Here is a 12,428-nt window from a genome sequence, read left to right as displayed (position 1 = left end):
CCAGGTCGGCGCGCTTGCCGGCCTCAATGGTGCCGATCTCGGCCTCCATGCGCAGGAGCCGGGAGGCGACGCTCGTGGCGGCCAGCAGGGCTTCGGCCGGCGTCATGCCGTTCTCGACCAGGCACTCCAGCTCGCTGGGCAGGTTGTCCGCCGTGTTGAAAGGTGTCCCGCCGTCGTTGCCGGCGGCGATGGGGATGCCGGCTTTCCGCGCCCGCTCGAAGCTGGCGAGCTGGGCATCGCGCGCCCGCAGGGATTTCTCGACCATAAAGGCGGGAATGCCGGCCGCGGTGCCAGCCTCCAGGATATGGTACAGCGCGGCCAGCGTCGGGACAAAATAGGTGCCGCGCTCCAACATCAGCGCAATGGCCTCATCGTCCAGGTAGAAGCCGTGCTCGATGGAGTCAACGCCGGCCCGCACGACCGCCTTGATGCCGGCCGCCCCCTGGGCATGCGAGGCGGTCAGCTTGCCGGCCTTGCGCGCTTCTTCGACGGCGGCGCGCATCTCGTCCTCGTTCAACTGTTGGGAACCGGGTTCTACCCCGAAGGTCATCACGCCGCCGGTGGCCATGATCTTGATGATATCGGCGCCGGCCTTCAACTGCTCTCGCGCCGCCTTGCGCACCTCGTCCGGCCCATCGGCCTCGCGGCCGCCGGGCCCCCAGCCGTGACCGCCGGTCATGCAGATGACCTTGCCGCTGACCTTCATGCGCGGGCCGGGGATGAGGCCTTCGTTAATGGCATCGCGCAGGGCGATATCGACATACTCCATGCCGCCCAGGTCGCGCACGGTGGTGATGCCGGCGCGCAGGGTGCGCTCCGCGTGCTTCGCCGCCACCAGCACGTTCTTGGTAATGGTCTGGCGCATCCAGGCGGCAGAGGGGTCGGGGCTTCCGTCCAGGCATAGATGTGTATGACAGTTGATCAAACCGGGGATGACGGTCTTGCCGGCCAGGTCCAGCACTGGCTCCTCCGGCGGCAGTGTCTCTGGCGCTCGCTCATACACCCCCTGAATCCGCTCACCTTCGATGCATACCGCCGCCGTCGGCCATACCCGTCCCGTCCCATCAAACAGCCGCACGTTGGTCAGCCACATATCCCCGCTCCTTTCGCAGTGAGGTCTGACGTATCAAAGTGGTCTGATGATCGGTCAATAATCTACACGAAAACGGCCGGCTGTGCAAATCCGCCCCAGCCCCCGGCCGGCGAATTGGTGAAAGCGGCCAGACGTGATATAATTTCTGCCGAGGACGATCGCATCATATTGAGGTGTGCCATGAAAATCCTGCTGGTAAGCCCTGCCTCGCGGGTGTGGAATTCCCGCCGGCATATCCATATGGGCCTCGGCTATCTGGCCGGCAGTATTCGCGCCGCCGGCTATCCCGTCCAGCTCTATGACGGCGAGGTGGAGGATGAGCCCCTGGCCGACCTGCTGGCGCGGGAGCACTTCGATGTCGTCGGCATTTCCAGCCCCACCCCGCTGATTTACGAGGCCTGGAAAGCGGCCGAGACCGCCAAGGCGCACGGCGCGGTCACCATCCTGGGCGGCCCCCATCTGACGCTGATGCCGCAGGAATCCATGGAGCGGCCCGAGGTGGACCTGGTGGTGCGCGGGGAGGCAGAGGATACGATCATCGAGATCCTGCACGCCCTGGAGGCGGACCCCGGCCGGCCGATGGACGGGCCGGCGGGCCCGCGGCTCTTTACCCATCCCGCCTGGCGGGACATCCTGGGCCTTTCCTACCGCAATGAGGCCGGCGAGGTGGTGCATAACCCCAACCGCCCCCTGCGTAAAGACCTGGACAACCTCCCCTGGCCGGCCTACGACCTTTTCAAGATCGAGCGCTACACCAACCTACAGCCGCTGACCGACGGCCTGGACCCTCACGCGCGCGCCTACACCCTGTTGACCTCGCGCGGCTGTCCGTACCAGTGCATCTACTGCTCCAAGCCCATCACCGGCCATACCTGGCGCCCACGCCAGCCGGCGGAGGTCGTCAAGGAATGGGCCTACCTGGTGCGGGAATTGGGCGCCACCGAGATCGGCGTCACCGACGACGTCTGGAACCTGGACGTGGAGCGCGCCAAGGAGATCTGCCGCCTGCTCATCCGCGAGAAGCTCAACCACGTGCCGTGGATCACCATTCACGGCATGCGCGCCCCGCAGACCGACCTGGAACTGTTCCAGCTTATGAAGGCCGCCGGCTGTAAGCGCGTTGGCTTCGGCGTCGAGAGCGGGAGCCAGCGCGTGCTGGACTTCATCAAGAAGAAGCAGACCATCGAGGAAGTGCGTCAGGCGTTCGCCAACGCCCGCGCCGCCGGCCTGGAGACCATGGGCTTCTTTATCTTCGGTCTGCCCACCGAGACCGAAGAGACCATGGACGAGACCATCCGGTTAGCGCTGGAGCTGGACCCCGATCTGGGCAACTTCATGATCGCCGCGCCGTACCCCGGCACCGAGCTGTACGAGATGGTGCGGACGCAGGGCCGGCTGTTGACCAACGATTGGGCCGACTTCGCCATCCACGACGAGAAGGCGCGCTTTGAGATCGGCGAGGTGACGGCGGAGCTGGTGGAACGCAAATGGCACGAGGCTTACCGGCGCTTCTACCTGCGGCCCAGCCGCATCTGGCGCCGGCTGAAGAACCCCGACACCTGGCGCCGGCTTCCCTCCCTGATGGGGGACTTCGTCCGTTTTTTCGTGGGGCGTAAGCACGAGAAAAAATCGGCCTGAGCGTGCTTGCGCCAACCAGAATAAGGCCATGAGCGAAAACGCACCGTCGTTGATCAGCATTGAGGAGGCCAGAGCGCTGTACCCCGAGGCCGGCGGCGCACACGGCTTTTCCCATGTACTGCGGGTACTGCGTCTGGCGGAACATATCGGGCAGGCGGAAGGGGCCGATATGCTGGTCCTGCACACCGCTTGCCTCCTGCATGATATCGGCCGGCCGGCGGAAGCCAGCACCGGCGTCTGCCACGCGCAGTGGGGCGCAGAACGAGCGCGCCAGCTTCTCGCCGGCCACCCGCCCGAACTCGTCGAAGCCGTCGCACATGCCATCGCCGCCCACCGCTTCCGCAATAACGTCGAGCCCCGCACCCTGGAGGCGCGGGTGCTCTCCGATGCGGACAAGCTGGATGCGCTGGGGGCGATCGGGGTGGCGCGGGCATACGCCATGGCCGGCGAGCGGGGGGCCGAGCTCTGGAGGCCGCAGGACGCGGCGCGCCGGGAGGGGGACGCCGGCGGGAAGGAACACACGCCGGTGCATGAATTCCTGCACAAGCTTTCCCACCTCCCCGAACATATGTATACCACCACGGGGCGCCGCATGGCCGAGCACCGCCTGCGCTTCATGCAAACGTTCTTCGAAGAGCTGGAAGCGGAGATGCTCGGCGCGCGCTAGCCTGATACGCGGAAACCCAAAAGGGATGGGACATCTACATCTAGGGATCGGGTGAAGCGAACATGGAAGTCTCATCGTCGCGCAATCGCAAGCTGGGCAACTGGTTGATCGCGGTCGGCCTGCTGGTGCTAGCGCTGGCGGCCAGCTTTCTGGTGCGGGATATGCTTCGTCAGCGCGAGGCCATGGCCCAACTGCAGACCATCTCCGCCACCGCGACGGCTCTGGCCGCCCTGCCGACGGCGACCGCAACGCCCACGCCCACATGGACAGCCACGGCGACTTATACGCCCGTGCCGGCCACCCATACCCCGGTCCCGCCTACCGCCACGCCCACCCTCACGCCCACCCCGACGGTGACGCCGACGCCCATGCCTCGCAAGATCGTGCGCATCGTCGCGCCGGCCATCAAGCTGGACGCCCCGGTGGTCGAGGTGGGCTGGGTGCTGGTGGAGAAGGACGGACAGATGCGCAGTGAGTGGGAGACGGCTTCCTACGCCGCCGGCCACCACAAGAACAGCGCCTACCCCGGCCAGGGCGGCAACATCGTCCTCTCCGGCCATCATAACATCGAGGGCGAGGTCTTCCGTTATCTGGTGGACCTGCAGGCCGGCGACCTCATCACTCTGTACACAGAGGACGGCGGCGAGTTCACTTATCAGGTCGCGGAAAAGCTCATCCTGCCCGAGGCCAGCGCCACCGAGGAACAGCGCCGCGCCAACGCCCAGCACATCGCCCCCACCCCCGAGGAGCGGCTGACCCTGGTCACCTGCTGGCCGTACTGGACCAATACCCACCGGCTTATCATCATCGCCAAACCACTGCCGGCCACACCAACCCCATGAGGCGGTTATGGAACAGGCCCTTGCGCTGACAGCGTCGGTGATCGTGCCGGCCAGAAACGCCGGCGCCACCCTGCCGGCCTGCCTGCAGGCGCTGGAACGCCAGACCGCCGGAGGGCGCATCCTCGAAATTATCGTCGTGGATGACGGCTCCAGCGACGATACCGCGGAGATTGCCCGGCGGGCCGGCGCAGTTGTGCTTCAGCTCCCCGGGCGCGGCGCGGCCGCCGCCCGCAACCTGGGCGCCCGACAGGCCCGCGGGGCCATCCTGCTCTTCACCGACGCCGACTGCGAGCCGGCGCCCGACTGGGCAGAGGCCATGCTGGCGCCTTTCGCGGAGGCGGAGGTTGTCGGGGTCAAGGGCACCTACTGCACCCGCCAGCAGGAGCTTACGGCGCGCTTCGTGCAGTTGGAATATGAGGATAAGTATCGCCGCATGGCGCGCCGGCGCTATATTGACTTCATTGATACATACTCCGCCGGCTACCGCCGCGACATCTTCCTGCGCTACGGCGGCTTCGATGAATCCTTCCCCCGCGCCAACGTGGAAGATCAGGAATTCTCCTTCCGCCTGGCCGCCGCCGGCCATAAAATGGTGTTTCAGCCGCGCGCCGTGGTGTGCCATCAGCATGCGGCCAACCTGCCGGCCTATGTGCGCAAGAAGTTCTGGATCGGCTTCTGGAAGGTCAAGGTCCACCTGCGCCATCCCGGCAAGGCGGTGGACGACAGCCACACGCCCCCGGTGCTGAAACTGCAGATACTCCTGTTGGGGCTGGCCTGCATGGGGCTGATCGCCGGCCTCTTCTGGAGATCCGGCTGGACGCTGGCCGGCGCTTCTCTGGCGGCATTCCTGGTCTCCACCATCCCCTTCTGCGTGCGCGCCTGGTCCAGGGACCGGACAGTGGCACTGCTGGCGCCGGCCTTTCTCCTGGCACGGGCCGGCGCGCTGGGGTTCGGACTGGCCGCCGGCATCCTCACTAACCTGCTCCGTGCGCTCCGCCGGTGATGGCGAATTTCGCCATCCGCAATCTTCCTCGGCTGTTTACAAGCTCGCCGGTTTATGGTATGATGAAGACAGAAGACATTTTCACTTTCTCCGGTGGAAAGGTCCTGCGCTTTGTGTCAATGCTGACGCCCTGCCAAGGGGGCTACTATTCCACAGACCGAGGAGGTGAGCAGTGAAGGCGGTTGTCATGGCAGGAGGAGAAGGCTCACGCTTGCGGCCCCTCACCATCGGCCGGCCCAAGCCAATGGTCCCCGTCGCCAATAAACCGATTATCGCCCATATTCTGGACCTGCTGAAGCGCCACGGCATCACCGAGGTGGTGGTGACCCTGCAGTATATGGCGGAGACCATCCAGGATTTCCTGGGGACGGGCCAGAGCTGGGGCATGAACATCCATTATTCGGTGGAGGAAGAGCCTCTGGGCACCGCCGGCAGTGTCAAGAACGCCCAGCAGTACCTGGATGAGACCTTCATTATCATCAGCGGCGACGCCCTTACCGATTTCGACCTGCAGGCCATCCTGGACTACCACCGTCAGAAGCGCGCCCTTGCCACCATCACCCTGTACCGCGTGCCCAACCCCTTGGAGTACGGCGTGGTCATCACCGACGAGGAAGGACACATCCGCCAGTTCCTGGAAAAGCCGAGCTGGAGCGAGGTGATCTCGGATACGGTCAACACGGGCATTTATGTGCTCGAGCCGGAGGTGCTGGACCACATCCCCGCCGGCAAGGCCTTCGACTTCAGCAAGGACCTGTTCCCCGTGATGCTGGAGCGTAATGATCCCCTCTTCGGTTATATTGCCGATGGATACTGGTGCGATATCGGCAACATTCCCGAGTACATGCGCGCTACCGCGGACCTGCTCGCCGGCCGGGTCAAGGCGGAGCCGCTGGGGGAGCATATCGGGGGGAACATCTGGGTGGAGCCGGGCGTGGAGATTGCCCCGGACGCCAAGCTGTACGGCCCAATTTACCTGGGGCGCGAGGTCAAGATCAAGGGCGGCGTCACCATCCACGGCCCTACCGTGATACGCGATTATTCCATCGTGGATAACAGGGCGCATGTGGACCGCTGTATCATCTGGCGCAACTCCTACATTGGGGAGGCCTGCGAACTGCGCGGCACCATCGTCGGCCGGCAGTGCAACCTTCACACGAACGTCATGACGTTCGAGGGCGCGGTCATCGGAGACCGCACCATTGTCGGGCGCAACGCGGTGATCCACGCCAACGTGAAGATCTGGCCGGAGAAGGAGATTGAGGCCGGCGTCAACGTCTATTCCAGCCTGATCTGGGGGGCGCAAAGCCGGCGCACCCTCTTCGGGCGCTTCGGCGTCACCGGCATGGTGAACATTGATCTGACGCCGGAGTTCGCCGCCAAATTGGGGGCGGCGTTCGGCGCCACGTTGCCGAAGGGCAGTACCGTGACCATCAACCGCGACCCGCACCGCAGTCCCCGCATGCTGAAGCGCGCCACGATCTCCGGCCTGCCCTCCGCCGGCATCAACGTGCTGGACCTGCGCACCATGCCCATCCCCGTCGCCTGCTACTACACCCGCACCAGCGACGCCGTCGGCGGCGTGCACCTGCGCGTCTCCCCCTTCGACCAGCGCGTGGTGGACATTCGCTTCATGGACAAGGATGGGCTGAACCTGAGCAAGTCGGTCGAGCGCAACATTGAACGGGTCTTCTTCCGCGAGGACTTTCGCCGGGTCTATCTGGACGATATCGGCACGATTTCCTATGCCCAGGGCGTGGCCGAACGCTATATTGACGGTTTCCTGAAGGCGGTCAACGTGCCGGCCATCCGGGAACGCCGCTTCCGCATTGTCTGCGACTATGCCTATTCACCCGTGACCTATGTCATGCCCAACATCCTCAACCAGCTCCATGTGGACACGGTGCCCCTCAACGCCCATATTGACGAAAGCAAGATGTCGATCGGGCAGGACGAGTTCGAGAAAGCCCTCTGGGAGATGGCGCTCATCACCGGGGCGCTGAGCGCGGACCTGGGCGTGCGCTTCGATGTAGGTGGGGAGAAATTGTTCATCGCCGATAATCGCGGTAAAATTCTTCCCAACGGTGTGGCCCTGGCGGCGATGGCGGTGCTGGCCTGGGAGACCATGGGGCCGGGGGCCATCGTGGTGCCGGTGCACCAGTCCCATATCCTGGAGCGGCTGGCGGCCCGGTATGGGGCCAGCGTGCGGCGGACGAAGACCGATCTGCCGACCCTGACGCGCGCCGCGTTGGAGGAGGGGGTCATCATGGCCGGCGACGGCACCGGCAACTTCATCTTCCCGGCCTTTCAGCCGGCCGCCGACGGCATGATGGCGGCCGTCAAACTGCTCGAGTTCCTGGCCGTGCAGAAGACCTCCCTCTCCCGCATCGTGGATTCCCTGCCGGCGTTCCATATTGCCCGCGGCCGGGTGGAATGCCCCTGGGAGCTGAAGGGCACCGTCATGCGCAAGCTCAACGAGCAGTACAAGGACTACGGTGCCGACATGACCGACGGCATCAAGATTTACTTCTCTGAGGAGCAGTGGGTCTTGGTCCTGCCGGACCCGGACACGCCGGAGTTTCATATCTACGCTGAGGCGAATTCCATGGAGAACGCCCGCGAGCTGGTGCATAAGTACGAGCGCATCATCGCCGGCCTGCAGGAATAGCACCCATGCCCACCGTGCTGTTTCATATCGGGAGCCGCCCGATCTACACCTACACCGTGCTGGTAGACGCCGGCCTACTGCTGGGACTGCTGATGACCTGGTGGCTGGGCCGGCGCCGCGGCCTCTCTCCACCGGCGCTGATGGACGTTCTCAGCATCGTGCTCACCGGCGGACTGTTGGGGGGACGTCTGCTGTATGTTCTTTTTAACCTAGCCTATTTCTCTCAGCATCCTTTGGAAAGCCTGGCCATTTGGCGGGGCGGCATCTCGTTTCATGGGGCGTTCATCGGCGGCGGTGTCGCCCTGTTGATATGGTCGGCCGCCGGCCGCCGGCCCATCTGGCAGTGGGCTGACCTCCTCTGTCCTGCCCTGGCGCTGGGGGGTGTCTTCGGCTGGCTGGCCTGTCTGGCCGGCGGTTGTGCCTACGGTGAAGCCGGCCGGGGAGCGCTCTACCTGCGCGCCCCGGACATCTACGGGGTCGTGGCGCGGCGCTTTCCCACGCAGTGGTTCGGCATAGGGCAAAGCCTTCTGCTCCTGGGCATCCTGCTCTGGGCACCCTTCCGCCAGCGCGCCGGCCTTCCCACCGCGTTGTACCTCATCGGCTACTTCGGCGGCCAGTTCGTGCTGGAGTTCTGGCGCGGCGATGAGGTGCCGTACCTGGGTGCTCTGCGCCTGACACAGTGGCTGGACCTTCTGCTGTTCCTGGCCGGCCTGGCCCTGCTGGTGTCCTGGAGCAAAGGGCGCCAGCCGGCTTCCTCCTCCCCGGACCTCTCCCCGCCGGAAGAGGCTTTTCCCAACCCATAAACTTCAGCGTGTGTTTCAGGAGGCTCTTTTCTCATGGAAGATCCATGGCACGACATTGACGCGGCGTTAGAGCTGGATGTGGAGCTGGTGCGCCGGCATCTCACCGCATGGATCCGCGATCAGCTTCAGCGCGCTGGCTTCGGGCGCGCGGTGATCGGCCTTTCCGGCGGTATTGACTCCTCCCTGTCCTGTTTCCTGACGGCCGAGGCCATTGGCGCCGAGAACGTGTTGGCGCTGTGGATACCCTACCGCACCTCGAACCCGGTCCACTTTGCCGACGCCCGGCAGGTGGCGGAGATGCTGGGCGTGACGCTGAAGACGGTGGAGATCACCCCGATGGTGGATCCCTACCTGGAGCAGTTTCCGGATATGCCGGCGCGCCGGCGCGGCAACGTCATGGCGCGCGCCCGCATGATCGTGTTATACGACCATTCGGAAATCTGGCAGGGATTGGTGGTTGGCTCGAGCAACAAGACCGAGTGGTGGCTGGGCTACGGCACACTGTACGGCGATATGGCCTGTGCGCTGAACCCGCTGGGGGACCTGTACAAGACGCAGGTGCGGCAGTTGGCCAGGGCCATGGGGGTGCCGGCGCAGATCATCGCCAAGCCGCCGACGGCAGACCTGTGGCCGGGCCAGACCGACGAGGGCGAGCTGGGCTTCACCTATGCCGACATGGACCGCGCGCTATATCTTCTGATTGACTGTGGGCTGAGCACGGAGGAAGCGGTGCAGCGCGGCCTGCCGCCGGCGCTGGTGCAGGGGATGTGGCAGCGCGTGCAGGCCACGGAGTTCAAGCGCCGGCTTCCTCTGGTGGCGAAACTGCCGCCCGAGGCATTTCCCAGGCGCTGACAAGACACGAGGCCGTCCCCATATGGGGACGGCCTCGCCGTGTGGGCACAGACAGAGGGTCGGATGCGGATTACTTGATCTCGACGGTAGCGCCTTCCGCCTCGAGCTTAGCCTTGGCCTGCTCTGCGGTCTCTTTGGAGACGGCTTCCAGCACCTTGGCCGGCGCGCTGTCCACCAGGTCCTTGGCCTCTTTCAGGCCCAGGTTCGTGAGCTCGCGCACGACCTTGATGACCTGGATCTTCTTGGCGCCCACTTCCTTGAGGATGACGTCGAACTCGGTCTTCTCTTCCTCGGCCGGGGCGGCCGCTTCGGCGGCGCCGGCCGCGGGCATGGCGGCCATCATCGGCACGGCGGCGCTCACACCGAACTTCTCTTCCAGCGCCTTGACCAGCTCGGCCAGTTCCAGCACGCTCATATTGGCGATCGCTTCAATAATTTCCTCTTTGGTCATTTTGCTCCTCCAGTTGATATGTAATGGGTTGTGTTTCGACGATACACTGCCGGCGTTACGCCGCCTTCTTGTCGGCGTACGCCTTCAGCACAGTGACCAGGCCGCGCATGGGCGCGGACAGGACGGTAACCAGGCCGCTGAGCGGCGCCTGGATGGCACCCACCACCTGCGCCAGCAGAACCTCGCGCGGCGGCAGGTCGGCCAGGGCTTCCGCGCCGGCGGCATCCAGCACACTGCGTCCCAGGATGGCGCCTTTGATCTGCAGGACCTTGGTATCCTGGGCGACGGCCTTGAGGGCCTTCACCGTCGCGGCCACGTCTGGGCCGCATACGGTGATCGCGGTCGTCCCTTTCAGCAGGTCCTGCGGGACAGCCAAGCCGGCCTGCTGGAGAGCGATGCGCGCCAGGGTGTTCTTGACCACCATGAACTTACTGCCGGCCGGCCGGATGTCAGCGCGCAGTTTGTTGATGACCTTCATCGGCAGACCGCGGTAGTCCACCACGACCAGCGCCTGGCTGTTGGAAAACAGGCGGACATACTCCGCCACCATCTGCTCTTTCTTCTCACGTGTTAGCGGCAAGGGCTATCACCTCCTTTCAGTTTCATCCGTTCCTATCGTTACGTGCCCACGAGCGTGGGGTGAACTGCTGGCTCGCTCCCGCCGGCCCCCAACAAAAACGCCTTTGCCGGGACATGCCGCGGCAAAGGCGCGAGGGTTCATCTCACGATGATATATGCTCGGCCCTACCTCGGCAGGCCCCCATGGGTTTCAGCGTATGCACCTGCTGTCTGCGGTACGGCAGGAAATATGCGGTTGTCAGAAACGCAACCTTACAGCGACGGCTTCAAGGCCATGGCTTCGTTGACGTTCACTTTGATGCCAGGCCCCATACTGCTGGCAACGGTCACCCGACGGATATACTGCCCTTTGACACTGGCCGGCTTGGCGCGCACGATGGCGTCCATGACTGCGGCCATATTGTCCAGCAAATGCTCCACTGGGAACGAGACCTTGCCGATGGGAACATGGATGTTGGCCGTCTTGTCCACGCGGTATTCGACGCGGCCCAGGCGCAGTTCGTTGAGCACCCGGGGCAGGTCCTCCTGCGGGACGATGGTGCCGGCCTTCGGGCTGGGCATGAGGCCGCGCGGGCCGAGGATTTTACCCAGCCGGCCGACCTTGCCCATGACCTGCGGGACCGCCACGGCCACATCAAAATCCAGCCAGCCGTTTTGAATTTTCTCAATGTACTCGTCGGTGCCGACGTAATCGGCGCCGGCTTCCTGGGCGATGCGGGCGGCCTCGCCTTCGGCGAAGACCAGCACGCGCACCTGCTTTCCCAGGCCGCGCGGCAGAAGGACCACACCGCGAATCTGCTGATCGGCATGGCGCGGGTCAAGGCCGGTGCGCAGGTGAAGTTCCACGGTGCCGTCAAAATTGGCGTAGTGGGTCTTCTTCACCAGCTCCAGCGCTTCGCGCGGCGAATACTCTTTCTGACGATCTACCAGTTTGGCGGCTTCGAGATACTTTTTCCCGTGCTTTGGCATGTATGCTTCCTCCACAGTGGTATTGGCGGGGACTGCTCCCCTCCCACAGCCGGCATCCCGCGGACGCCGGCACATGGCTGTGCTTGTCAGTCAACGATAGTGATGCCCATACTGCGCGCCGTGCCTTCCACCATGCGCATGGCCGCTTCCAGGTCCGTGGTGTTCAGGTCGCGCATCTTGATCTCGGCGATCTCGCGGATCTGGGCGCGCGTGACCTTGCCGACCTTGACCCGATTGGGCTGGCCGGAGCCTTTCTCGATGCCGGCGGCTTTGCGCAGAAGGTCGGCCGTCGGTGCGGTCTTCAGCACAAAGGTAAACGAGTTATCCTGATAGATGGTGATTTCCACCGGCACAATGCTTCCCGCCATGGAGGCGGTGCGGGCATTGTATTCCTTGCAGAAGGCCATGATGTTGACCCCATGTTGGCCGAGGGCCGGGCCTACAGGGGGTGCCGGGTTGGCCTTGCCGGCGGGAATCTGCAGTTTCACAATTGCTTTGACTTTCTTCGCCATGTTCGCTCTCCGTGCTCTCAAAGAGACATCGATGTCAACCGCGTGCGGTTAGACCTTCTCTACCTGCAGGAAGTCCAGCTCAATGGGGGTCTCCCGCCCAAAGAACGAGACCAGTACTTTGACCTTGCCCTTGCTCTCATCCACCTCGTCCACCGTGCCGACGAAATCGGTGAAGGGGCCGTCAATGATGCGCACCTTCTGGCCCACGCGGAAGCTGACGCGGATCTTGGGAGCCTGGGCCTGGATGCGCTTCAGGATGCGGTCCACCTCTTCCTGGCTCAGCGGGGTGGGCTTGTTGCCGGTGCCCACAAAGCCGGTCACGCCCGGGGTGTTGCGCACCACGTACCAGGA

At 64.4% G+C, this 12,428-nt stretch carries 13 protein-coding genes and 1 other annotated feature; of the genes, 7 read left to right on the top strand and 6 right to left on the bottom strand.

All coding sequences use genetic code 11. The features are described 5' to 3' along the window. Positions 1-1,093: amidohydrolase family protein (locus H5T60_05245; GenBank protein MBC7241832.1), on the bottom strand; the 1,093-nt coding region annotated here is incomplete at its 3' end. Between the two features lie 180 nt (positions 1,094-1,273). Here H5T60_05245 and H5T60_05240 point away from each other — a divergent pair. From H5T60_05240 to H5T60_05210, 7 genes are all read left to right on the top strand, one after another. After that, on the top strand, positions 1,274-2,731 hold the full coding sequence (locus H5T60_05240) for a radical SAM protein (protein ID MBC7241831.1): 1,458 nt from the start codon (positions 1,274-1,276) through the stop codon (positions 2,729-2,731). A gap of 28 nt (positions 2,732-2,759) precedes the next feature. Next, positions 2,760-3,398: an HD domain-containing protein gene (locus tag H5T60_05235; GenBank protein ID MBC7241830.1), complete on the top strand. Its 639-nt coding sequence runs from the start codon at positions 2,760-2,762 to the stop codon at positions 3,396-3,398. A 62-nt stretch (positions 3,399-3,460) separates the two neighbouring features. Next, positions 3,461-4,240 carry a sortase gene (locus H5T60_05230; GenBank protein ID MBC7241829.1) on the top strand — a complete coding sequence of 260 codons (780 nt, stop codon included), beginning with the start codon at positions 3,461-3,463 and terminating at the stop codon, positions 4,238-4,240. Positions 4,241-4,247: 7 nt separating this feature from the next. Then, the gene (locus H5T60_05225) at positions 4,248-5,243 is read left to right on the top strand and encodes a glycosyltransferase (GenBank protein MBC7241828.1); all 996 of its coding nucleotides are present in this window, start codon (positions 4,248-4,250) and stop codon (positions 5,241-5,243) included. A 172-nt stretch (positions 5,244-5,415) separates the two neighbouring features. After that, positions 5,416-7,911: an NTP transferase domain-containing protein gene (locus H5T60_05220; protein ID MBC7241827.1), complete on the top strand. Its 2,496-nt coding sequence runs from the start codon at positions 5,416-5,418 to the stop codon at positions 7,909-7,911. Between the two features lie 5 nt (positions 7,912-7,916). After that, positions 7,917-8,714, top strand: a complete 798-nt coding sequence (locus H5T60_05215; protein ID MBC7241826.1) for a prolipoprotein diacylglyceryl transferase — start codon at positions 7,917-7,919, stop codon at positions 8,712-8,714. A 33-nt stretch (positions 8,715-8,747) separates the two neighbouring features. Next, positions 8,748-9,566 (top strand): NAD+ synthase, encoded by an 819-nt coding sequence (locus H5T60_05210; protein ID MBC7241825.1) that lies wholly within the window; start codon positions 8,748-8,750, stop codon positions 9,564-9,566. 70 nt (positions 9,567-9,636) lie between these two features. Here H5T60_05210 and rplL read toward each other — a convergent pair whose 3' ends face one another. The 5 genes from rplL to H5T60_05185 form a co-directional block, all read right to left on the bottom strand. Continuing rightward, positions 9,637-10,017 carry a 50S ribosomal protein L7/L12 gene (gene rplL, locus H5T60_05205; GenBank protein MBC7241824.1) on the bottom strand — a complete coding sequence of 127 codons (381 nt, stop codon included), beginning with the start codon at positions 10,015-10,017 and terminating at the stop codon, positions 9,637-9,639. Between the two features lie 55 nt (positions 10,018-10,072). After that, positions 10,073-10,567: a 50S ribosomal protein L10 gene (locus H5T60_05200; protein MBC7241823.1), complete on the bottom strand. Its 495-nt coding sequence runs from the start codon at positions 10,565-10,567 to the stop codon at positions 10,073-10,075. A 113-nt stretch (positions 10,568-10,680) separates the two neighbouring features. Beyond that, positions 10,681-10,830: a sequence feature (ribosomal protein L10 leader region), on the bottom strand. An 18-nt stretch (positions 10,831-10,848) separates the two neighbouring features. Next, a complete protein-coding gene (rplA, locus tag H5T60_05195; protein ID MBC7241822.1) occupies positions 10,849-11,565 on the bottom strand; it encodes a 50S ribosomal protein L1 in 717 nt (238 codons plus the stop codon). A gap of 86 nt (positions 11,566-11,651) precedes the next feature. Continuing rightward, positions 11,652-12,077: a 50S ribosomal protein L11 gene (gene rplK / locus H5T60_05190; GenBank protein MBC7241821.1), complete on the bottom strand. Its 426-nt coding sequence runs from the start codon at positions 12,075-12,077 to the stop codon at positions 11,652-11,654. Between the two features lie 48 nt (positions 12,078-12,125). Next, on the bottom strand, positions 12,126-12,428 hold a 303-nt coding region (locus tag H5T60_05185; GenBank protein MBC7241820.1), incomplete at its 5' end, for a transcription termination/antitermination protein NusG.

The sequence above is a fragment of the Anaerolineae bacterium genome, from assembly GCA_014360855.1.
Lineage (GTDB): Bacteria > Chloroflexota > Anaerolineae > JACIWP01 > JACIWP01 > JACIWP01.
Note: the sequence above shows the minus strand (reverse complement) of the source record. Positions and strands in the feature narration are given on the sequence as shown.